Below are 20,316 nucleotides of genomic sequence, written 5' to 3' on the forward strand. Positions count from 1 at the left end.
GTCAGTTCCTCTGGTTCAGCTGGCCTAGCTGCAACTCGCGAATAATCCGTTCTTTTTGATCCAGGACCAATGTCAGGCTCCGGATCTGGGCCAACTGATCGGTGGTTTCCGCCTCAAGGTTCGCCATCCATGCCCGCTTTTTTTGGAGTTCAGCTGACAGCTGGTCGTTCATTTCAACAAGGGTGGAAACATTGCCCTTCGCTGCGTGCAGCTGCCGCCTCAACTCTTCGATGTCTCCCTCGAGCATATGGGCGTAATGCGTTACGGTTTCGAGCCTGGTCGGACTGCCGAGCCATTCGCTGGTATCTTCGATTTCATACGGATCCACGGCTGCGCCCTGTTTGTACTGTTTGTATATACAGCAAGCTAGATGCGCACGATAGGCGAGGGTTGGGCGACGAGAAGCGGCTGAGAGAAATGCGATGGGGCAAAAATGGGGCAAATCGTACGCCAATCCACGCCATTCAATGCCAAATAAACGATAACCCTATTTTGTCAAATCAGCCCTACAGCCCTTGTAACATAAGGGTGTAGGGCTTTTTCCGTTAGTACTCCAACACAATCGGCGTGTGGCACAAAACGGTAGGACTTGAACGCTAGCGCGTTTTGTGGATAGATATCCCAAGGCGCTGATGGGCGCCTGCCGCTTGCATTGGCGAAGTCAAACACCATCGTGGCATACGCAGTTCCCCCCCATTCGCGTAGCTCCTACCCAGGCGCGCGGTGAGCAAGCAATCGTAAATTCATGCGCCGATCTGGAGTAGAGCTATGACTCAATACAGCTATATCAACCTAATCAAACGCGAAGCGAAGGCCTACGGGAAATCCATGGGTGTTCCACTTGCATTGGCGCAAGAGCATGTAGCCCGAAATGCCGGCTTTGCTCATTACCATGAAATGGTTGCAGTATCTAAGGCCAACCCCAGTGATCACCGTCTCATGAGGCGGGCTGTAGGTGTTTCAAACTTAGAAGACGTCCTGTACCAAGACCCAATATGGGTGGCGTTGGATTTCCTGGTCGAAGATGCCTTCAGCGGAGCCATTGCTGATACGAATGCAACAGGATTCGCCATAGAAAACCTGGAGATATCGTCGGCGGATTACGATGAATCTAACGGCGTGCTCACACTTGAAGTTTACTTCGAGTATCAAGGAGAGCAGGACCTCGACCGAGTTTGGCACGGTAATGAATTTTACGTTGATGCTCAGATCCAGTTGATTTTTCGGAATGGTTGGGACTTTGTGGAAGAAGACCCGTTGGTCGTCACTGGCTGCAAGACAGATCAAGATCTGGATCATGAAGCAGAGCAAGCCTATGAATATGAGCTGTATCTGAAGGCTCAGAAGAAGCGTAGTGACTCCCCGGATGGGCCCATCGAAGTTTAGGGCAGATTTAGGGCAAAACTAGGGCCGCTATAGACCGCGTGGCGCTTGTCACTAGGCAAGAAAGCACCGTTTTTTCTGGCCTAGGGCGGTCTGATAAGTATTTGGAAGGGGTTCGAATCCCTATCTCTCCGCCATTACATAGAAAAAGCCCCGTAGCTGAAAAGTTACGGGGCTTTTTTGTTTGTGCAATAACCTGTCAGGTTTTTACCTGCACGGGGTACGCAGGGCCAATCAGTTACCCATGGTTACGTGGGTGACGATTTCGTTCTCGACCAGCAGGTTGATTCGTGCAGGGTTGTAGTCCTTGGTCATGATGTACCCAACACCCGTCGGTCGTACTGCCAGGCAGGTCTTGTTGGCGAGTTCTGCGCGAAGCTCCTCGGTGTATTGCCGACCGATGTATTGTTTGGCAGTGTCCAAGTGTTGATTCAAATCCATAGTCATGTGTTGCTTCCTTGCGATAATTGAAATGAGCGATGTGCTCCCGTCATCCGGACTGGATGACGCGGGGAAATTCTGGAGCAACTGCGCTTCTTTATCACCCGTTGGACTGTGTCGTGATGTTTGCCTCATCCTTTGATAGGGGGAAGCTGCTCAGACAGAGCAGCTTCGTTCTAACTGGCCAGTCTTACGGCTGCGAGTGGCCCAGTTTTCTTTTGATCAAGTCGTAGACGTCCTTGTGGGTTGAGTTGTGCAGGGAGTTGTCCTTGCAGGCCGATGCCAGGAAGTTTTTCACTTCGTCCTTGGCGTGAGGATAGAGGCCGGCGACGTAGTCGGCTTCATGCGTCTGGGTGCAGTTGAAGTGCTTGTCGTCTTTCGCTTTGTCTCTAGCCATTGAAATTCTCCTATTGTGTTTGAAGGTTGTCGTCCGGGCCGTTTTTGCCCGAAGCCTCCTGAGCTTAGGGGCGCGGGGCCGTCCCGCCAGAGGCGCGACGAAATCAGGAAGGGGATGTAGGACCCGGCGCGTGAGCCGGTTGGCATTAAACACAAATCGCTCGAGGCATTCGTTCAGTCGCGTAGACGCCGATTGTTACACCTCCCTAAACTGTCGATAGTTTTTGAGCGCGGGGGCAATGGATGAATCGCAACGAACTACGCAAGGCCGACATCAACCTGATGGTGGTGTTTGAAACGCTGATGCTCGAACGCAACGTCACCAAGGTGGCGAAGAAGTTGTTTCTCGGTCAGCCGACCATCAGTTCGGCGCTCAACCGCTTGCGTACCATGTTCAACGATCCGTTGTTCATACGCGTCGGCCATCGCATGGAGCCAACGGCGCGGGCTGAAGAGATCTTTCGGCACTTGTCGCCGGCGCTGGATTCGTTGTCGGTGGCGTTGAGCCTGACCCATGATTTCGACCCGAGCAGCAGCACCATGACCTTTCGCATCGGGATGTCGGACGATGTCGAATTCGCCCTGTTGCCGCCGTTGCTGCGGGCGTTGCGCCAGGAAGCGCCGAAGGTGGTGTTCGTGGTGCAGAATGTCGATTACTGGCGCATTCCCGACTTGCTGGCGTCTGGCGACATAACGGTCGGCGTCAGCCAGACCCGTGGTCTGCCAGCCAACGCCAAGCGCAAGTTGTTGCGGCACATCCATCCCTGCGTTTTACGAGCCGATGCCAGCGATACACCGCTGACGGTCGATGAGTACTGCTCGCGCCCACATTTGCTGGTGTCCCACATTGCCAACGTCAGTGGTTTCGCTGACGAGTGGCTGGCAGCGATCGGCCGCACCCGCCAGGTGGTGCTCTCGGTGCCGCAATACAGTTCGTTGCCGGCGTTGCTCGCCGGGACCGATCTGATTGCCAGTCTGCCGGATTACACCGCAGCAGCCATGGCGGCTACAGGTCAGTTGTTCAAGGAGCCGTTTCCGTTCAAGACGCCGACCCTCGAGTTGTCCATGGTCTGGCTCAGCCATGTCGACAGCGACCCTGCCGAGCGCTGGTTGCGCTCACGAATTGAAGCGTTCATGGGCGAGCGCAATCTGTTGTCGCTGCCCCAGTGAGCAAGGCAGCGCTGTGCTATATGTAAGAACTTTCCGCCGACCTACAGGAGTTACGCCATGCCTCACCTGCACTTGGAATACACCGCCAACCTGCCTGACCTGAACGCCGATGTGGCGCTGATGCGTCTGAACAATACGCTGGTGGGCTCCGGTCAGTTCGGTGCCGAATTCGACATCAAGAGCCGCGCGGTGAAGGTCGAGACGTTCAAGGTCGGCACGGCACTGAGCGAGCGGGGGTTCGTGCATGTGAAACTGGCCTTGCTGAGCGGTCGCTCGGAGCAGATCAAGAAGCAGCTGTCCGAAAGCCTGCTGGCAGTGGTCAAGGACCTGTGTGAATGGCCGGCGGGGGTTGAGGTGCAGTTGTGCGTGGAGATTCTCGACATCGATCGCGAACCCTATGCCAAGGCCACCGTCGGCGTCTGAGTTTCAGGCCGTATACGCTTCGGCGCACGCCCTGATCACTTGCTCACGCAACCAGGTATTGGCGCTGTCCTGATCGGCGCCCTGGCTCCACTGCATGTCGAGGGTGAATCCCGGCAAGCCATGGGGCGCCTCACTGCAATCGAAGACACTTTCATTGGCCAGCAATTGCTGGATGCGCCGGGGCAGGGTGAGGATGAAGTCGGTGCCGGTGATCATCTTCAGGGCCGCGCTGTAGCTATTGGCCCGCGCAACGATCTGCCGTTGTCGGGCTTGCTGCGCCAACCAGCCGTCGACCATGTTGCTGGTGGATGTCCAGGGTGTCGGGTACACATGCCGGCGCTCGACAAAGGTTTGCAGGCTCAGGCGTGGTTGCGGCGGGGTGGCGCGTTTGTCAAAGACGCAGACGAGATCATCTTCAAGCAGCGTCCGCGCTTTGAAGTCACCGTGGTTTCGATGAAAGTCCGGACCGAAACCTATTGCCAGGTCGAGGCTGCCATCACGCAGTGCTTCGGCCGGGATGTCGGTTTCGAGCTTATGCACATTGACCGTCACCGCAAGCTCGGCGAGCGCGAAACGCTTCAGCAGGCGCGGTAGAACCAGTTGCTCGAAGTATTCCGGTGCGCAGAGGTTGAAAACCGTCGGTTGCACGGTCGGATCGAACGCCGACGCACTGGCGTGGCACAGGTTGATGCTGTCGAGGATCTTCAGCACGTGGGGGTACATGCTGCCGGCTTTGAAAGTGGGGCGCATCCCGGTGCGGGTATTGATGAACAATTCGTCTTCAAATCCGGCGCGCAGTTTTTTCAGGCAGTAACTCACGGTGGACTGGCTGACGCACAGTGTCTCGGAAACGCCGGAGACACTGTTTTGCTCATACACGGCGACGAATACCATCAGGTCCTGCATGTCGAGCTTTCGTAGCACGTTACTGTTCAGCATCCTTTCTGGCTCATGCGCAAACTTGTGCGAATGATCCTAACGTAATGAAGGCAGCAGGAGAATGTCCCGCCGGCATTCGAGGTGGGCTGCGAGTCAGTGCATGTGCCTGGCGTAATGCCGTGGATCGAAGCGCAAGGCCATCAGGATCATTAGTGCCATGACGCCGGTGAGTGACCACCAGGCCCATTCGAAACTGCCGAGCTGATCGCGGATCATCCCGGCAACCAGCGGTGAAAGGCCGGCGATCAGATAGCCGATGCCTTGCACGAACGCGGTGAGCGCACCCGCGGGCCGGGGATCGTCCAGATGATCCAGCGACACGATCAGGCTCATCGGGAACAGCCCGCCGATTCCCAGCCCCAACAGGCACGGCCACAAGAGACCGAGGTGTGCCGGACTCAGAATCAACCCGCAAAAACCGGCCATGATCAGCGCCAATAACACTACCAGCACCAGGCGTCGATCACGGCTACGGTTGGCGATGGCTGGTGTCAGCAGGCCGGACAACACCTCCATGGCGGTCAGGAAGCCCAACAGCAACCCGGCGTTTTGTTCACTCCAGCCCTTTTCCACATAGTACGGCGCCAGCCAGGCCAGTACGCAGGTGTAGGACGCCGTGCCCAGGCCGAAAAAAGCCGCGAGCAACCAGGCGCGGGGATGGCTGAAGAAGGAGCGGTTGCTCGTTGAGCCGGGCGTCGGCGCTGCCGTGCGTTGGCTGCTCCAGAACAGCAGTGCGAGCACGGCCAGTACCGCCCAGATTGCCAGGCCCAGGCGCCAACTGCCCTTACGGACCATCACCAGCGGGGCGAAGGAGGCTGCAATGGCGGCACCGCCCATGATCGACGTGACGTAGAGCCCCATGCACAGGGCCACGTTGTCACTGAATCGGGATTTGATCAGCGTCGGCATCAGCGCCTGGATCAGCGCGATGCCGATGCCGGCCAGCACGGCGCTGAGGATCAGTTCCAGGGCGGAATCGAGGAACAATCGCGAAGCAGTGGCCAGGCCGATGACCAGCAGCGACAGCACGACCGTGCGTCGCTCGCCGAGGCGTTGGCTGATCGCCAGGCCAAAGAACATCGCCAGCCCCATGGTCATGACCGGCAGCAGGGTCAGCAGCGACGCGAGACTGAAGCTCAGCGGGATGTCGCCGCGAATCGCAGATAGCAAAGGCCCGACCGCGGCCATGGAGGGCCGCAAGTTCAGTGCGACCAAAATAATGCTGAACATCAGCCACAGGGCAGGGCGGGAGGTGGCGCGAATGTTTTCCATGATCGGACCTTGATAAATCAGGAGCCGATTAGGCGCGAGTGGTTCGCGGGCGGCAAATCAGAAAGTCTTGGGCAGTATCGGGAAATTAAATAGGGCTGGCATGACACCGGCGAGCATCCTTGAGATGTTCAGTCTCTGACCTTGCTGAACCAGACCTGAACCATTCTCAAATAAGTAGAAAGTTTCATCGAGTGTAAGGTGTGCAACTAATCGTTGGCTTCTTTTTCACGAAAAATTGATGGTCGGCTGCCTAGAGTTAGTGTTGTCGCGATAAATGAAATTTTCACATTTATCGAAGGCACTTCTTTTCAGGATCACTCAAAAACCATGTTGAAGATTAAAGCCGTGCGCCCGGAATGGGTGACACTGATTGCCAGCGCCTTTTTATTGACTGCCTGCAATTTTGTCTTGTGGCAGCACCTCTTCGAAATCACCGCGTCTGACGGCAAAGGCTTTGTCATGCGGGTGGCATTCGGGGTGATGATCTTCGCGGCCTTCAACATTATCCTGACCGTGCTGGCTTTTCGGCCGGTGCTGAAACCCTTGCTGACCCTGCTGTTCATGATCAGTGCGGGGGTCGCTTATTTCATGGGCGAATACGGCGTCTTGATCGACATAGGCATGTTGCGAAACTTCGCTCAAACCAATGCCACGGAAGTGCGTGACTTACTGTCTATCAAGTTACTTGCTTATATGGTTTTCCTCGGTGTGCTGCCGTCCTGGTTGTTGTGGAAAACGCCGGTTAGTTATCGCCGCTGGCATCGTGAGTTATTAAGCAAGTCACTCGTGACTTTTGCCTCTGCGGCGGTCATTGGTGGTGTTGCGCTGGTTAATTATCAAGGCCTGTCTTCGCTGTTTCGCAATCACCATGAACTGCGCCTGATGGTGGTGCCGAGCAATTACATTGGTGCCTCCGCCGGTTACTTGCGCGAGCAGGTCGCGTCAGCGCGCCAGCCCTTTGTCCAAGTCGGTGAAGATGCCCAGAGAAATCCGGCATGGCAATCCCACGGCCGTAAATCCCTGACCGTGCTGGTGGTGGGCGAAAGTGCCCGGGCCGAGAACTTCGGCATTCTCGGCTACAACCGTGAAACGACGCCTCAGCTGGATAAAGAAGCCGGTTTGATTGCCTTTACCGACGTGCATTCCTGCGGCACTGAAACAGCGGTGTCGGTGCCCTGCATGTTCTCCAACATGGGGCGCAAGGATTACAACGCGAGCAAGGCCAAGAACGAAGAAGGCCTGCTGGATGTACTCAAGCGTGCCGGCCTCGAGGTGATCTGGCGTGACAACCAGTCTGGCTGCAAGGGTACCTGCGATCGCGTCACCCTTGATGATGTCAGCAATCTGAAAGACCCGGTCCTTTGCGCCAACAGTGAATGCCGCGATGAAATCCTGCTGCAAGGTCTGCAGCATTTCATCGACACCCTGGATAAGGACACGGTACTGGTATTGCACCAGATGGGCAGTCACGGTCCGGAGTACTACAAACGCTATCCGAAGGAGTTCGAGCGCTTTACTCCGGTCTGCAAAAGTAATGCACTGAATAACTGCAGCCGCGAAAGCATCATCAATGGCTATGACAACACGCTGGTGTACACCGACCATGTGCTGTCGACCCTGATTGATCTGTTGCGCAGCAACCAGGACAAAGTCGATACCGCGATGCTGTATCTGTCGGACCACGGCGAATCCTTGGGTGAATACAACCTGTTCCTCCATGGCACGCCTTACATGCTGGCACCGGAACAGCAGAAGCATGTGGCGATGCTGGCCTGGTTCTCCGACAGCTATCAGAAGTCGTTCTCGGTAGACACCCATTGCCTGCAACTGAGTCGTGAAAAGCCCTTGAGCCAGGACAACCTGTTCCATTCGATGCTGGGGCTGCTGGAGGTCAACAGCAAGGTTTATAACCAGGACCTGGATATGTTTGCCGGGTGCCGCAGGGCGGCGATCGACGGCGTACTGGCCAAAGATTGAGCGACCTCTATTTCATACGACGGCCTGCGGCCGGCACATCTACGCTCAAGAGCCCTTGCACATGTCTGCTCAGTCCCTCTCCGCCATCGAGCTCGAGTTCGCCCGGCATTATGACCAGGAACACGCCCGCGTCTGCCTGCAGCCGCGAGCGCAAGGCCTGGGCGAGCGCTTGGCGTTCTGGCGTGACGAGCAAATGGTGCGCCGGGCGCTCAAAACCGCCGGCGAACCGGGCTTGATTCTCGATGTGGCTTGCGGTGTCGGGCGCTTCTGGTCGGTGCTTGGCGAGCGTGCGAACCGGGTGATCCTCGCGATGGATCCGTCCCAGGCTATTCTCGAACATGCTTGGACCCACCATCCGCAGAGCCTGATGAAGCGAGTCAGGACCTTTCAAAGCTCCGCCTTCAGCATTGGTTTGTCGGAGAATGCAGTTGACTGCATTTTTTGCATGCAGTTGTTTCAGCACATTGCCTGTCCCGAACTTCGTCTGGCGATGTTGGGCGAGTTTTACCGGGTCAGTCGCGATACGGTGATTGTGGCGGTGCGTGTCGGTGGCCGTTTCAAGGGATGGCGCACCGACGGGCAGGGGGGCGCAGCGGGGCCGCTGGTCAGCAAGGCCCAGCTCGAGGCTGAATTCAAGCGGGCGGGATTGCGCGTGCTCAGCCATCAGGATTTTCTGCCCGGTTGCGCACCGAGGCGGTTTTACGTGCTGGGTAAGGTCGGTTAGGCAGTGTTTGTAAGACTATTCTTACTGTCAGGCAGGCATTTTCGCTAAAGCTCTTGTTCAGTGGATGCGCGGAAATCGTCGGGGGCGATATATACTGCGCGCCATTCTTCAAGGGAGAGCCGTGTGGCCATCGATATTCACTGGATTCGCGACAACGATAGCCTCGGTCGGTTTTGCACCGAGTGGCAGCAGCTGCCATTCGTTGCCCTCGACACCGAATTCATGCGGGTTGACACCTTCTACCCGATCGCGGGCCTGCTACAGGTCGGCGATGGCGAACGTGCCTACCTGATCGATCCGCTGACCATCGACAACTGGCAGCCTCTGGCCGCCTTGCTGGAAAATCCGGCCGTGGTCAAGGTTGTCCATGCGTGCAGCGAAGACCTCGAAGTCCTGCTGCGCCTGACCGGCAGCCTGCCGGCACCGCTGTTCGATACGCAACTGGCCGCCGCCTACCTGAACCTGGGTTTCTCCATGGGCTATTCGCGGCTGGTGCAGGAAGTACTGGGTATCGACCTGCCCAAGGGCGAAACCCGTTCCGACTGGCTGCAACGCCCGCTTTCCGAGACCCAGATCAGCTACGCTGCCGAAGATGCCGTGCACCTGGCGGAAGTTTTCGTCAAATTGCGTCCGCAACTCTCGGACGACAAATACGCCTGGGTCCTCGAAGACGGTGCGGAGCTGGTGGCCAACCTGCGCCGCGAAATCGACCCGTTCGAGGTCTATCGCGACGCCAAGCTGGCCTGGAAGCTGTCCCGTGCGCAGCTCGCCGTGTTGCGTGAACTCTGCGCCTGGCGCGAGCAAGAGGCGCGTGCCCGAGACCTGCCGCGCAACCGCATCATCCGCGAGCATTCGCTTTGGCCGCTGGCGCGCACGCAACCGGACAATCTCGGCGCATTGGCGAAAATCGAAGACATGCACCCGCGTACCGTGCGTCAGGACGGCGAGTTTCTGCTTGATCTGATCAAGCGCTCTGGCAGTGTGTCGCCGGAGCAATGGCCGCCCGCCGTGCCTGAGCCGTTGCCGGTGGACGCCGCCGCGCTGCTCAAGCGGCTCAAAGCCATCGGCCAGGCCGAGGCCGAGCGCCTGAACATCGCTCCTGAGCTGATGCTGCGCAAGAAAACCCTGGAAGCCTTGCTCAAAAGCGGCTTCCCCAATGGTCCCTACCAATTGCCTGATTCGCTGCGTGGCTGGCGCCGCGAATTGATGGGCCAGGCGCTGCTCGACAGCCTGGCCACCGCCGGAGAACAGCCTTGAAACGTATTTGCTCCATCTACCGCAGTTCGAAGAGAAACGAGATGTACCTGTATGTGCTCAAGAGCGATGCTCTGGAGCGTGTACCGGAACCCTTGATGGCCGCCTTCGGCAAACCTATCCACGCGTTCGACCTGGTGTTGAGCCCCGAGCGCAAACTGTCGCGCGAGGACATTACCGTCGTGCTGGATAACCTCGACAAGCAGGGCTATCACCTGCAAATGCCGCCAGCGGAAGATGAATACATCGAACACTTGCCGGAAGAATTGCTGCGACGCAACGACCCCATGTGATCGACAGACAGGCTCTGTTCAAAGCCTGGATGAACACTGGAATGATTTTGGCGATGGCCGCAACGACAGAGCAGGACTCTGTCTGTGGCCGTCTGCACTGTTTTTCGAAAGGTTTGAAGCATGCGCGTTCTGATTGCTGAACACGACCACCCGGTGTACGCCCGACTGTTGCAAGAGGCGGCGCCCGACGTGGAAGTACTGACCAGCGGCGATTCCGCCGAACTGGCGCGTCTGGCTGCCGATTGCCCGGTCTGGCTCGGCCAACCCGACTTGCTGGCGACCCTGTTGCGTCAGGGGCATCAGCCACAATGGCTGCAATCGACCTGGGCCGGGATCACGCCGCTGCTGGCCGATGGCTTGCCCCGGCACTATCGCCTGACCCGCGCGGTGGGGATTTTCGGTCAGGTCATGGCCGAGTATGTGCTCACCTACATGCTCGGCCACGAACGTGAGGTGCTGGCGCGGCTGGTCAGCCAAGTCGAGCGCAAATGGGACAGCCGTCACGGCCAGAGCCTGGCGGGGCGCAAGGTATTGATCGTCGGTACCGGTGATATCGGGCAGACGGTGGCGCAGTTCCTCGTACCTTTTGGTGTGCAGTTGTATGGCATCGCCAGTGAAGCCCGTGAGCAGGCACCTTTTATCGAAGTCGGTTCGCTGGAGGACCTGCCACGATTGGTCGGTGAAGTGGATTATGTGGTCAATCTGCTGCCGAATACCCCGAATACCCACGATATCTACAATGCAGCGTTGTTCAAACAGTTCAAGCCGAGCGGGTTGTTCATCAACGTCGGGCGCGGTGTGGCGGTGGTGGATGCGGATCTGGTGGAAGCCTTGAAGGAAGGGCATCTGGTGGGCGCCGTGATCGACGTCTGTCGCCAGGAGCCGCTGCCGCAACGTCATCCGTTCTGGACGGCCTTCGGCCTGCTGCTGACGGGCCACAGCTCGGCACCGACCTCGCCATCGCTGATGGTGAATCTGTTTGTCGAGAACCTGCGGGCGTATCAGGCGGGTGAAGGGTTGCGCGGGGAAGTGGATTTCAATCGCGGGTATTGAAATCTACTCGAATCAAATGTGGGAGCGAGCTTGCTCGCGATAGCGGTGTGTCAGTCACCAAAATCGTTGACTGACGCGCTGCTATCGCGAGCAAGCTCGCTCCCACATTGGTTTCGTAGTCTGTCTTACAGGGTGAAATCGCCTTCGGCGGCGAGTTCACTCAACGGACGCCGCGGGCTCGGCTCTTCCCGCGCTTGCAGGTAATCCGCCAGCGTCGCTTTATCCCCCAGCTTGCCCACTGCCACGGCTGCGTGCAGGGCGTAGCCTTCAGGGATGTTCAGCTCTTTGCGGGTCAGTTCCTGATCGAAACCAGCCATGCCGTGGGTATGCCAGCCACTGATGCTGGCTTGCAGCGCCAGGTGGCCCCAGGCGGAACCGGTGTCGAAGGTGTGCCACAGCGCTGGGGTTTCTTCGGTGGCGCCAGGCGCGGCGAAAGTGGTTTTCGAAATCACGATCACCAATGCCGAGGCGTGTTGCGCCCAATTGCGGTTGAATTCGTTCAGCAGGCCCAGGTAACGCTCCCAGTTCGGCGTATCGCGACGCGCATAGAGAAACCGCCAAGGCTGCGAGTTGTACGCCGACGGTGCCCAACGTGCGGCTTCAAAGAAGCTCAGCAGGGTTTCTTCAGGAATGGTTTCGCCGGTGAAGGCGCGGGGCGACCAGCGATCGGTAAATTGAGGATGGATGGCATAGTCGGCAATGCGTGGGTTTGCACTCATCAAGAGATTCCTTGCTACGTTTGAAAGAGAGGATCGTCTGAAACCTGCGGGCGCAGTTGAGCTGGGCGGTGAGGTTTTTCGGAGCCTGGGCGGTCACCGGAATGCAACGCGGTCGAGCGTTAATGGCACGCGGGTAGGGCTCCTTGCGATTGGCAAAGCTACTTGGCGCTGCCCTTGCTGACAAGTCCCGTCCTACCGACAGTCGCCAATGCTTGGCCCGCGGGGCTGCGGGCACTAGACTGGCGGCCTTTTCACCACCTGATGTCGATGCTTGAACCATGGCCGCCAAAGTAGAACCTTTCTGGATACGCAAAACCCTCGATCAACTCGATCAGCAGGAATGGGAATCGCTGTGTGACGGCTGTGGGCTGTGCTGCCTGCAAAAGCTCGAAGACGAAGACGACAACAGCGTCTATTACACGCGCATCGCCTGCAAACTGCTGGACTTGAAAACCTGCCAATGCAGCGATTACCCCAACCGTCGCGCCTCGGTGCCGGACTGCATCCAGCTCACTCCGGGCAAGGCCGACGAGTTCAAATGGCTGCCGCCGACCTGCGGCTATCGCCTGGTCAGCGAGGGCAAGGACCTGCCGTTGTGGCATCACCTTGTGTGCGGCGATCGCGACGCGGTGCACCAGGAACGTATTTCCCAGTCCGGGCGCATGCTCGCCGAAGGCAGCGTGGCTGAAGAGGATTGGGAAGACCATCTGATCTTCCGCGCGGGTTAAGGTTTTACAAAGGAGTGTGTATGGCTGTGGCATGGCGGCGGGCGCTGGCCGTTGGGTTATTGACCCTGAGTTCTCCCGTGTGGGCGGCGACGAAGAAGGTTGATCTGGATTACCACGTGCGCCTGTTGCCGCAAAGCGACCAGGCTGAAGTGCGCCTGACCCTGGCCCAGGGTTCGGCGGTACGCAGCCTGGATTTCGACCTCGGCGACGGCAGCCACTACAGTGATTTCAAGGCTGACGGCCAATGGCAGCTGACCGAAGGCAAGCAGGCCCGCGGTGTCTGGCGCCCGATCACCGACAAGGCCAGCCTGACCTACCGGGTTCGCATCAGCCATGGCCGCAAGAGCGGCAGCTTCGACACGCGCATGACCCCGGCCTGGGCGCTGCTGCGCGGCGACGATCTGGTGCCGCCGGCCAAACTCGATCAGCAGGACGGCATCGAACTGGTGTCACGCCTTGAATTCGAGTTGCCCAACGGCTGGCAAAGCGTCGAAACTGCCTGGCCGCGCATCGGCAAGAACAAGTTCCGCATCGATAACGTTTCTCGACTGTTCGACCGGCCCACGGGCTGGATGCTTGCGGGTCACCTCGGTAGTCGACGCACCCGGTTGGGCGAAACCGAAGTCACTGTCACCTCGCCGCGAGGCCAGGGCATGCGGCGCATGGACGTGCTGACGCTGCTGACGTTTGTATGGCCGCAGGTGCAAGCGGTGTTTCCTCGTCATCCGACCAAGTTGTTGATTGTCGGCGCCAACGATCCGATGTGGCGCGGCAGCCTGTCGGCGCATGAATCGATCTACCTGAACAGCCGTCTGCCATTGGTCAGCGAAAGCGGCACCAGTGCACTGGTGCGGGAGTTGGCTCAGGTGTTCGGGCGGATCAACGATCAGCAGCGCAGCGACTGGATCAGCGAAGGCTTTGCCGAGTATTACGCCATCGAACTCGTGCGCCGGGCTGGCGGTATGAGTGATGAGCGGTATGAGGATTTGCATAAGAAGCTGCTCAAGGTCAGCCAGAAAGTCACCAGTTTGCGCGGCGAGCAGATCAACTCTGCACAGGTGGCCAAAGCGGTGGTGTTGCTGCAGGAGCTGGATCGGGAGATTCGCCTGAAGACCCGTAACAAGCGTTCGCTGGATGATGTGCTGCGGGGGGCGATGCGTCTGGGGAGCATTGATACCAAGGAGTTCGTTCAGCTCAGTGAGAGCGTGATTGGCGAGGCTTCCAAAGTCCTGGATACCGGGTTGCTTCAGTAATACCGCTTTCGCGAGCAAGCTTTGCTCCTACAGGAATCGTGTCGAATGGAACATTTGTGAACGACGCAACTTCTGTAGGAGCAAAGCTTGCTCGCGATTAGGCCATCAGCCCCAGCAAAAACTCAGGATCAAACCCCGGTTTTAGGCGACTTCAAAGAATCATTGCCGGTCACCGTCGCAGTTTTGGTCGCCGCCTCTGCATTAGCCTTCAATTGGCTCAACTCTTCACCCGCTCGCTGAATCTTCGCCCGCACGTTGTTCATGTCCTGACGGCTTTTTTCCAGCAGGCTTTTCGCCGAGCTGTGGCCGGTGATGCCGCGGGCCAGGGCGACGCCGCCGATGGCCACTTGAATCAAACCGAAAATGCCGCCACGGCGCAGTCCCTTTCCAACCATCACCACGCCACCGGCCAGGGAGCCAAGACGTTCCCAACCGTGAACGTTCTGATCGGTATGAGTCTGGAACGGGGTGGATTCGATGCGCTCTACGCGTTTGAGTTCGCTCATGATCTGACTCCAGGCTTGAGTAATGGATAGATCAGATGACTGCCACAGCAAGCCACTTGTTCCATCGGATGTGCTGCGATTCAGCGGAATTTCGGCCCCGAGCGGGTATTCAGGCCCTTGGCCATGCGGTCGTAGAGTACGACGTTGACCGTGGCGGCGAGGTTCATGCAGCCGGTGGTCGGGATGTAGACCACGTCTTCGCACCAGTCACGGATCTCTTTGTCCAGCGAGCCGTCTTCCGGGCCGAAGATGTACAGCGCGCGATCCGGGTGGGTGTACTCCGGCAACGGGCGGGCGCCGTCGACCAGTTCCACGGCAACGGGTACACAATTGAGGGGCAGGATTTTCTTCAGGTCGTCGATGCCGATCAGCGGGATGTCGTAATGGACGCGCTTGGTATCGGTGACGAAGTCGGCGGCGCGCTCATAGCGCTTGCCGGTGTAGAACACCGACGCCACGCCATAACAGCCAGCGGCGCGCATCACCGAACCGACGTTCTCCGGTGACTTAGGGTTATACAAACCAATGCAGCTGTACCGTTTATCTGCCACGAGCGGGGTGCCTTTGGGAAAAAAGCGCGATTATACGGGGATTGGCAGGCAGCGGTCAGTTTGGAGATTGGCGGTGGCAGGGCTATTGCTATCGCGAGCAAGCTCGCTCCCACAGTTGACCGAGGTGTCCTGACGGACGCAGAACAATGTGGGAGCGAGCCTGCTCGCGATGGGGGCGGTGCAGGCGCTGAAGATCTTCAGTCTTCTTTCTTCATCAGGCCGGCCAACGCCGCAAACGGGTTGTGCGTCGCCTTGGCGATTTTCGGCGTGCTCAGCGAGCCCTCGCCGAAATACTGCTGGTCGGTATAACGCGAGTGTTCGTTATCGTGGCAGTACAGGCACAACAATTCCCAGTTCGACCCGTCCTGGGGGTTGTTGTCGTGGTTGTGGTCGCGGTGGTGCACGGTCAGTTCGCTCAGGCGCTTGCCGGAGAATTCACGGGCGCAGCGACCGCATACGTGCGGGTACATCTTCAGGGCCTTGTCGCGGTAGCCCATTTCCTTGTCGCGCTGGTTGTCGGCGAGGATGCGGTCCAGCTTCGAGGTGTTGGTCGGGGTGGACGAACTCATGGGTTCACCTTTGTTGAATGACTAATGACGGTATAAACGCAGTTTAGCTCAGCCCTTGAGCTTCTCGGCAATCCAGATGGTATGGCGGGTGCCTTTGTTGCCGTGGGCGAAGACCTGCACTTCCTCGGCCTTGAAACCGGCTTTTTTCAGTTTGTCGGAAAACTGTCGGTCGGCGCTGGCCGACCAGACCGCCAGCACGCCTTTGGGTCGCAGGGCCTTGGCGCAGGCGCTCAGGCCACCGGCGGAGTAGAGCCAGCTGTTGGCCCTCTGGGTCAGGCCTTCGGGGCCATTGTCGACGTCGAGCATGATCGCGTCGAAACCTTGCGGCTCTGCCTGCAGGACTTTGGCCACGTCTTCCAGGCGGATCACCGTGCGCGGGTCTTGCAGCGGATTTCCGGCTTTTTCGCCCAGCGCTCCGCGGTTCCACTCCACAACGCCCGGTACCAGTTCGGCGACCACCACTTCAGCGGATTTGCCCAGATGCTTGAGCGCCGAGGCGAGGGTGAAGCCCATGCCCAGGCCACCGATCAACACCCGCGAGTTCGGCCGTCCTGCGACCTTGCGGCAGGGGATCTCGGCCAGGGCATCCTCGGAGCCGTGCATGCGCGTGTTCATCAATTGTCCGCCGTCACCGCCCTGGATCTTGATGACGAAATCCTCGCCGTATTCGAACAGGCACAGGGCGCCGCCGTTCTCGGGTATGGGGGCGGTATCGAGCAGAACAAAACGTTTCATGGGGCTCACTTGAGGAAAAATGGCAGCACAGGGAAAGCAAACGGGCGCAGTTGGGAGTAGCCTGCAAACGACCACAAGGCCAACGGAGCCATTGATGAAGCGCACCATTCTAACGGCCATTGCCCTGGCCGCGCTCTCGATAACTGCAGTGCAGGCCCAGCAGCTGCAGACCACGCCGATCAGTGCCGCGCCAATGCCCGGTTCGCCGGGCACCGCAACGCCCACGCCGTATCCGCAGATCAGCCCGGCACCGCTGCCGAAAGTGGGCCCTGGCAGTGGCGGCCCACCGTTGGTGCCGATCGAAATGCCGAGTCCGCCGACCAAGGACCAGCCGGTGCCGGGGATTGAGCAGAACCCGCCGAAGGTCAAGTCGCCCGGCGGTTAAACCTGCTGCGACAGCAATTGCCCATCGGCCATGCGCAAGCGCCTGGAGAGAGAGACGGCGAGGGCGCGGATGATCTTGGCAGCGATTTTCGGTGCGTCGTTGAGCATCTTTTCCAGCGAATCCTTGCCCAGGTTGAGCAACTGGCAGCTGCTCGCGGCCACGCAACTGGCCGAGCGCCGTTCGCCGTCGAGCACGGCCATTTCGCCGAACGAGCGACCGCTGCGCAGCGTCGCGATGGTCACCTGCTGGCCGTCGCTGGTGGTCTTCTGCACCGCCACCTGGCCGCTGTGGATGATGCACATGAAGCTGCCGGCATCGCCCTCATGGAAAATCTCTTCGCCCTGGGCAATGGTGCTCAGGCTGAAATAGCCCGAGGCTGCGGCGAATTCCGCCGGTAGCAGCTGGTTGAACAGGCCGCAGTCCATCAGCCAGTTGCGAATTTCGTTGTTCAGTAAGGTGGGTTCTGACATGTCGTGCGGTCTTTTTTTGTTGTGTCTGTTGTTCCGGATTATATGAATCCCTTGTAGGAGCGTGGCTTGCCCGCGAAGAGGCCACAACATTCAACATCAAACGTTGATTGAGCAACTGCCTTCGCGGGCAAGTCGGATCGCCGCATCGCTCGCTCCTACAAGTTCTTTCTTAAGACTGAGTCATCACGCCAAGTTCCTCAGGCAACACCCAATACCTTGAACAAAAATGCATATTCGAGTGCTACGTCACGCAATCCCTGGTATCGACCGCTCATCCCGCCATGCCCGGCGCCCAGTTCGGTCTTGAGCAACAGCGGATTGCCGTCGGTCTTGGTGGCGCGCAATTTCGCCACCCATTTGGCCGCTTCCCAGTACTGCACGCGGCTGTCGTTGTAGCCGGCGATCACCAGCGTCGCCGGATAGGCTTGCGCGGTGACGTTTTCGTAAGGCGCGTAGGCCTTGATCCGCTCATGGACGTCCGGCTCCTGAGGATTGCCCCACTCGTCGTATTCAGTGACGGTCAATGGCAGCTCCGGGTCGAGCATGGTGTTGAGCACATCGACGAACGGCACTTCGGCAATCGCCGCGCCAAACAGCTCCGGGCGCTGGTTGAGCACCGCCCCGATCAACAGGCCACCGGCACTGCCGCCGCTGATCGCCAGTTGTGGCGCAGTGGTCAAGCCATTGGCGATCAGGTGTTCGGCGCAGGCGATGAAGTCGCTGAAGGTGTTCTGCTTGTGCTCCTGCTTGCCGGCGCGATACCAGGCCTCGCCCAGCTCACCGCCGCCGCGCACGTGCGCGATGGCGAACGCCATGCCGCGATCGAGCAGGCTCAGGCGTGCGTGGGAGAACCACGGGTCGAGGCTTTCGCCATAGGCGCCGTAACCGTACAGGTAAAGCGGAACCGGCTTGCCGAGCGCTTCGCGCTTGACCACCAGACTGATCGGTACTTGCGTGCCATCGGGCGCCGTGGCCCACAGGCGCTGGCTGACGTAAGCGTCGGCGTCGAACGGGCCAAGCACCGGGGTTTGCTTGAGTACTTTCTGCTCACCGCTGACCAGTTCCAGTTGGCGGACTTGCGCCGGACGGTTCAACGCTTCGTAGCGCAGGCGAATCCGCTCGCTGACGAACTCCAGGCTGTTCTGCACGTGCAGGCTGTAGGCCGCGTCCGGCAGTTGCACCCGATAGCTCGGCAGGTCCTGCGGGTGAACTTCGATCACCGGCAAACCGCCGACCCGCAGACTCAGGGTCATGGCGCCGACGTTCAGGCTCATGCCATCGATCATCACCGTGTCGCTGTGGGGGATCAGGTTCTGCCAGTCGGCCTCGGCTGGCGCCACGCCACTGTCGAGGGCGGTGTACAGAGCAAAATTGATGCCGTCACGATTGGTGCGGATGAACCAGGTCCATTGGCCATCGAGCGTGCCGTGGTCAACGTCGTACTCATGGTCTTCCAGGCGTGGCGCTATGCAGCTGAAGGGCTGTTGCGGATGGTTGGCGTCGAGCACCCAGACTTCGCTGGTGGTTTTGCTGCCCACGGACAGCAGCAATTGCTGTTCGGAGCTCGAACGGTAGCAGTGCATGAAGAAGCGGCCGTCCGTTTCATGGAACACTTCTTCAGCCGCCGTGCCGTCCAGGCGATAGCGCAACAGTTTATGCGGGCGATGGGTGTCGTCCAGCTCGCCGAAAAACAGGGTCAGGCTGTCGTTGGCCCAAGTCATGCTGCCGTCGCAGTCCTGGAATTCCAGTTCACTGACGCGACCGTCGGATAACTCCTTGACGAACAGCGTGTAAACCTCGTCGCCCGTGGAATCGATGCTGTAGGCCAGGCGCTGGTGATCGGGGCTGATGCTGAACGCGCCGAGGGAAAAGAAGCCGCCTTTGGCCAGTGCGTTAGGGTCCAGCAGCAGTTGTTCCCGGCTTTCGTCGAGGACCAGGCTGTCGTCGGCCGGGCGCGGGCAGCGGTAGTGGCGGGCGTATTCGTCACCCGCCGTGGTGCGCGTGTAGTACAGGTAGGGTCCCCATGGCGAGGGCAGGGACAGGTCGGTTTCGAGAATCCGGCCCTTGATCTCCTCGAACAGGGTTTCACGCAACCCGGCCTGATCGGCGGTTTGCGCCTCCTGATAACGGTTTTCAGCCTTGAGGTAGTCGAGGACCGCAGCGCTGTCGCGCTCCTGCAGCCAGGCGTACGGGTCGGATCCTTCGGCCTTGCGGGCAATCGGGGCGTCGGAAACGTTGGCGGATAGGGGCATGAAGGATTCTCGAACAATGTACGAAGTAAGGATATCGCAAACTGTGGGAGATTCTATGGTTGAGGGGATTTAGCGAAACGTCGCACCGCCCCGTTCGGCTGCGAAGCAGTCGCAAAGCCAGTGCACGCGGTGTATCTGATACTCCGCTGTTGCAGGTTTTGGGGCCGCTGCGCGACCCAACGGGGATAAATCCCCTCACCACAAAGGCTCGCTCCCACAGGGTTTGTGTTTTGCCCGACTGGCATTGAAGCAGCCTGATGGGCGAAAAGCCGTTATCATAAGCGCCTCTTTGCCTGCCTTGCCATGGACACCATGACCGAGAACGACTATCTGATCGCTTGGGGCCTCTACGCCTTTGCCGCTTTGGGCTGCCTGCTGGTGTGGATGCGCATCACCCGCTGGATGTGGCGCTGGTTGCGCGAACCCCTGCGTTTACTGGTGGCGGTGCTGCTGTTCAGCCCGACCATCATCGACCCGGTGAAGGAAAAAGTGGCCCCGGCCCTTGCCATCACGGCACTTGACCTGTTGTTCAAGGTCGGCAACAACGCGTGGCGGGCGATTTCCGATCTGTTCATGTACGGCATGATCGCTTTCGGCCTCTACCTGGTGTTCGTGGCGATTCGTTTCGTCCTCGAGCGGGGCGCCAGGGCCCGCAATGAACAGGCGGCCGCCGCCCACGCCGCTGCCTACGCCGATGAACCGGAAGAGGAACATCCTTTCGGCGGTGCCGGTGACGATCGTTACGGTCGTCCGCCAGTGCCGAGTAACCCCCAGCGCATGCGGGTCGAACCGCGTTTGTAACTTTGCCCCCTGGCTTGAAGCG

The 20,316-nt window shown here is 59.0% G+C and carries 24 protein-coding genes; 12 read left to right on the top strand and 12 right to left on the bottom strand.

Translation table 11 applies throughout. The features are described 5' to 3' along the window. Position 1: 1 nt before the first annotated feature. Positions 2 to 328 carry a hypothetical protein gene (locus tag ACA054_RS07540; protein ID WP_497688838.1) on the bottom strand — a complete coding sequence of 109 codons (327 nt, stop codon included), beginning with the start codon at positions 326 to 328 and terminating at the stop codon, positions 2 to 4. Positions 329 to 768: 440 nt separating this feature from the next. Between ACA054_RS07540 and ACA054_RS07545 the strand changes: the two genes are divergently transcribed. Further along, the gene (locus ACA054_RS07545; protein ID WP_497688839.1) at positions 769 to 1,386 is read left to right on the top strand and encodes a hypothetical protein; all 618 of its coding nucleotides are present in this window, start codon (positions 769 to 771) and stop codon (positions 1,384 to 1,386) included. A gap of 231 nt (positions 1,387 to 1,617) precedes the next feature. Here the strand turns inward: ACA054_RS07545 and ACA054_RS07550 are convergent, their stop codons facing one another. Further along, positions 1,618 to 1,830: a hypothetical protein gene (locus ACA054_RS07550; RefSeq protein WP_497688840.1), complete on the bottom strand. Its 213-nt coding sequence runs from the start codon at positions 1,828 to 1,830 to the stop codon at positions 1,618 to 1,620. Between the two features lie 184 nt (positions 1,831 to 2,014). Further along, complete coding sequence (locus ACA054_RS07555) at positions 2,015 to 2,221, bottom strand: hypothetical protein (RefSeq protein ID WP_497688841.1); 207 nt, start codon at positions 2,219 to 2,221, stop codon at positions 2,015 to 2,017. A gap of 242 nt (positions 2,222 to 2,463) precedes the next feature. Between ACA054_RS07555 and ACA054_RS07560 the strand changes: the two genes are divergently transcribed. Beyond that, the gene (locus ACA054_RS07560; RefSeq protein WP_497688842.1) at positions 2,464 to 3,390 is read left to right on the top strand and encodes a LysR family transcriptional regulator; all 927 of its coding nucleotides are present in this window, start codon (positions 2,464 to 2,466) and stop codon (positions 3,388 to 3,390) included. A gap of 57 nt (positions 3,391 to 3,447) precedes the next feature. Next, the gene (locus tag ACA054_RS07565; protein WP_497688843.1) at positions 3,448 to 3,813 is read left to right on the top strand and encodes a 5-carboxymethyl-2-hydroxymuconate Delta-isomerase; all 366 of its coding nucleotides are present in this window, start codon (positions 3,448 to 3,450) and stop codon (positions 3,811 to 3,813) included. A 3-nt stretch (positions 3,814 to 3,816) separates the two neighbouring features. Here the strand turns inward: ACA054_RS07565 and ACA054_RS07570 are convergent, their stop codons facing one another. After that, positions 3,817 to 4,752, bottom strand: coding sequence for a LysR family transcriptional regulator (locus tag ACA054_RS07570; protein WP_497688844.1), 936 nt, complete (start codon positions 4,750 to 4,752; stop codon positions 3,817 to 3,819). A 93-nt stretch (positions 4,753 to 4,845) separates the two neighbouring features. Beyond that, positions 4,846 to 6,024 carry a cyanate transporter gene (locus ACA054_RS07575; RefSeq protein ID WP_497688845.1) on the bottom strand — a complete coding sequence of 393 codons (1,179 nt, stop codon included), beginning with the start codon at positions 6,022 to 6,024 and terminating at the stop codon, positions 4,846 to 4,848. Positions 6,025 to 6,351: 327 nt separating this feature from the next. Between ACA054_RS07575 and ACA054_RS07580 the strand changes: the two genes are divergently transcribed. The 5 genes from ACA054_RS07580 to ACA054_RS07600 all read left to right on the top strand — a co-directional run bounded on the left by ACA054_RS07580 (position 6,352) and on the right by ACA054_RS07600 (position 11,325). Continuing rightward, on the top strand, positions 6,352 to 8,001 hold the full coding sequence (locus ACA054_RS07580; protein ID WP_497688846.1) for a phosphoethanolamine transferase: 1,650 nt from the start codon (positions 6,352 to 6,354) through the stop codon (positions 7,999 to 8,001). A gap of 61 nt (positions 8,002 to 8,062) precedes the next feature. Further along, positions 8,063 to 8,725 carry a class I SAM-dependent methyltransferase gene (locus ACA054_RS07585; protein WP_497688847.1) on the top strand — a complete coding sequence of 221 codons (663 nt, stop codon included), beginning with the start codon at positions 8,063 to 8,065 and terminating at the stop codon, positions 8,723 to 8,725. 123 nt (positions 8,726 to 8,848) lie between these two features. Continuing rightward, complete coding sequence (gene rnd, locus ACA054_RS07590) at positions 8,849 to 9,982, top strand: ribonuclease D (protein ID WP_401308820.1); 1,134 nt, start codon at positions 8,849 to 8,851, stop codon at positions 9,980 to 9,982. Beyond that, entirely contained in the window at positions 9,979 to 10,272 is a 294-nt protein-coding gene (locus ACA054_RS07595; RefSeq protein ID WP_497688848.1) for a YcgL domain-containing protein, read from the top strand. The genes rnd and ACA054_RS07595 overlap by 4 nt, the downstream gene beginning before the upstream one ends. Before the next feature lie 120 nt (positions 10,273 to 10,392). After that, entirely contained in the window at positions 10,393 to 11,325 is a 933-nt protein-coding gene (locus ACA054_RS07600; protein ID WP_497688849.1) for a D-2-hydroxyacid dehydrogenase, read from the top strand. A 125-nt stretch (positions 11,326 to 11,450) separates the two neighbouring features. Here the strand turns inward: ACA054_RS07600 and ACA054_RS07605 are convergent, their stop codons facing one another. Next, positions 11,451 to 12,044: a nitroreductase family protein gene (locus tag ACA054_RS07605; RefSeq protein ID WP_497688850.1), complete on the bottom strand. Its 594-nt coding sequence runs from the start codon at positions 12,042 to 12,044 to the stop codon at positions 11,451 to 11,453. Between the two features lie 278 nt (positions 12,045 to 12,322). Between ACA054_RS07605 and ACA054_RS07610 the strand changes: the two genes are divergently transcribed. Continuing rightward, entirely contained in the window at positions 12,323 to 12,772 is a 450-nt protein-coding gene (locus ACA054_RS07610) for a YcgN family cysteine cluster protein (RefSeq protein WP_497688851.1), read from the top strand. A gap of 20 nt (positions 12,773 to 12,792) precedes the next feature. Continuing rightward, positions 12,793 to 14,025, top strand: a complete 1,233-nt coding sequence (locus tag ACA054_RS07615; RefSeq protein ID WP_497688852.1) for a hypothetical protein — start codon at positions 12,793 to 12,795, stop codon at positions 14,023 to 14,025. 128 nt (positions 14,026 to 14,153) lie between these two features. Here the strand turns inward: ACA054_RS07615 and ACA054_RS07620 are convergent, their stop codons facing one another. The 4 genes from ACA054_RS07620 to ACA054_RS07635 all read right to left on the bottom strand — a co-directional run bounded on the left by ACA054_RS07620 (position 14,154) and on the right by ACA054_RS07635 (position 16,386). Further along, positions 14,154 to 14,531, bottom strand: coding sequence for a YgaP family membrane protein (locus ACA054_RS07620; RefSeq protein WP_497688853.1), 378 nt, complete (start codon positions 14,529 to 14,531; stop codon positions 14,154 to 14,156). An 80-nt stretch (positions 14,532 to 14,611) separates the two neighbouring features. Beyond that, positions 14,612 to 15,082, bottom strand: coding sequence for an RNA methyltransferase (locus ACA054_RS07625; RefSeq protein WP_046816778.1), 471 nt, complete (start codon positions 15,080 to 15,082; stop codon positions 14,612 to 14,614). Between the two features lie 197 nt (positions 15,083 to 15,279). Next, positions 15,280 to 15,651, bottom strand: coding sequence for a YajD family HNH nuclease (locus tag ACA054_RS07630; RefSeq protein ID WP_007944009.1), 372 nt, complete (start codon positions 15,649 to 15,651; stop codon positions 15,280 to 15,282). Positions 15,652 to 15,699: 48 nt separating this feature from the next. Beyond that, positions 15,700 to 16,386 (bottom strand): spermidine synthase, encoded by a 687-nt coding sequence (locus ACA054_RS07635; protein ID WP_497638469.1) that lies wholly within the window; start codon positions 16,384 to 16,386, stop codon positions 15,700 to 15,702. Positions 16,387 to 16,480: 94 nt separating this feature from the next. Here ACA054_RS07635 and ACA054_RS07640 point away from each other — a divergent pair, with 94 nt between their 5' ends. Then, positions 16,481 to 16,771, top strand: coding sequence for a hypothetical protein (locus ACA054_RS07640; protein WP_497688854.1), 291 nt, complete (start codon positions 16,481 to 16,483; stop codon positions 16,769 to 16,771). On the opposite strand, the gene ACA054_RS07645 is transcribed toward ACA054_RS07640, so the two are convergent. Together ACA054_RS07645 and ACA054_RS07650 are read right to left on the bottom strand one after the other, a co-directional pair. Further along, positions 16,768 to 17,241, bottom strand: coding sequence for a cyclic nucleotide-binding domain-containing protein (locus tag ACA054_RS07645; RefSeq protein WP_497688855.1), 474 nt, complete (start codon positions 17,239 to 17,241; stop codon positions 16,768 to 16,770). The genes ACA054_RS07640 and ACA054_RS07645 overlap by 4 nt on opposite strands. Positions 17,242 to 17,438: 197 nt before the next feature. Next, positions 17,439 to 19,493, bottom strand: coding sequence for a S9 family peptidase (locus ACA054_RS07650; protein ID WP_497688856.1), 2,055 nt, complete (start codon positions 19,491 to 19,493; stop codon positions 17,439 to 17,441). Positions 19,494 to 19,796: 303 nt separating this feature from the next. On the opposite strand from ACA054_RS07650, the gene ACA054_RS07655 reads away from it, so the two are divergent. Beyond that, entirely contained in the window at positions 19,797 to 20,294 is a 498-nt protein-coding gene (locus ACA054_RS07655) for an MFS transporter (protein WP_497688857.1), read from the top strand. The last annotated feature ends 22 nt before the right edge of the window (positions 20,295 to 20,316 follow it).

This window comes from Pseudomonas sp. LBUM1653, assembly GCF_059716115.1.

Coding starts and splice junctions, on each gene's coding strand:
- ACA054_RS07545 (WP_497688839.1), top strand. CDS start 769: ATGACTCAATACAGCTATATCAACCTAATCAAACGCGAAGCGAAGGCC.
- ACA054_RS07550 (WP_497688840.1), bottom strand. CDS start 1,830: ATGACTATGGATTTGAATCAACACTTGGACACTGCCAAACAATACATC.
- ACA054_RS07555 (WP_497688841.1), bottom strand. CDS start 2,221: ATGGCTAGAGACAAAGCGAAAGACGACAAGCACTTCAACTGCACCCAG.
- ACA054_RS07560 (WP_497688842.1), top strand. CDS start 2,464: ATGAATCGCAACGAACTACGCAAGGCCGACATCAACCTGATGGTGGTG.
- ACA054_RS07565 (WP_497688843.1), top strand. CDS start 3,448: ATGCCTCACCTGCACTTGGAATACACCGCCAACCTGCCTGACCTGAAC.
- ACA054_RS07570 (WP_497688844.1), bottom strand. CDS start 4,752: ATGCTGAACAGTAACGTGCTACGAAAGCTCGACATGCAGGACCTGATG.
- ACA054_RS07575 (WP_497688845.1), bottom strand. CDS start 6,024: ATGGAAAACATTCGCGCCACCTCCCGCCCTGCCCTGTGGCTGATGTTC.
- ACA054_RS07580 (WP_497688846.1), top strand. CDS start 6,352: ATGTTGAAGATTAAAGCCGTGCGCCCGGAATGGGTGACACTGATTGCC.
- ACA054_RS07585 (WP_497688847.1), top strand. CDS start 8,063: ATGTCTGCTCAGTCCCTCTCCGCCATCGAGCTCGAGTTCGCCCGGCAT.
- ACA054_RS07600 (WP_497688849.1), top strand. CDS start 10,393: ATGCGCGTTCTGATTGCTGAACACGACCACCCGGTGTACGCCCGACTG.
- ACA054_RS07605 (WP_497688850.1), bottom strand. CDS start 12,044: ATGAGTGCAAACCCACGCATTGCCGACTATGCCATCCATCCTCAATTT.
- ACA054_RS07610 (WP_497688851.1), top strand. CDS start 12,323: ATGGCCGCCAAAGTAGAACCTTTCTGGATACGCAAAACCCTCGATCAA.
- ACA054_RS07615 (WP_497688852.1), top strand. CDS start 12,793: ATGGCTGTGGCATGGCGGCGGGCGCTGGCCGTTGGGTTATTGACCCTG.
- ACA054_RS07620 (WP_497688853.1), bottom strand. CDS start 14,531: ATGAGCGAACTCAAACGCGTAGAGCGCATCGAATCCACCCCGTTCCAG.
- ACA054_RS07630 (WP_007944009.1), bottom strand. CDS start 15,651: ATGAGTTCGTCCACCCCGACCAACACCTCGAAGCTGGACCGCATCCTC.
- ACA054_RS07635 (WP_497638469.1), bottom strand. CDS start 16,386: ATGAAACGTTTTGTTCTGCTCGATACCGCCCCCATACCCGAGAACGGC.
- ACA054_RS07640 (WP_497688854.1), top strand. CDS start 16,481: ATGAAGCGCACCATTCTAACGGCCATTGCCCTGGCCGCGCTCTCGATA.
- ACA054_RS07645 (WP_497688855.1), bottom strand. CDS start 17,241: ATGTCAGAACCCACCTTACTGAACAACGAAATTCGCAACTGGCTGATG.
- ACA054_RS07650 (WP_497688856.1), bottom strand. CDS start 19,493: ATGCCCCTATCCGCCAACGTTTCCGACGCCCCGATTGCCCGCAAGGCC.
- ACA054_RS07655 (WP_497688857.1), top strand. CDS start 19,797: ATGGACACCATGACCGAGAACGACTATCTGATCGCTTGGGGCCTCTAC.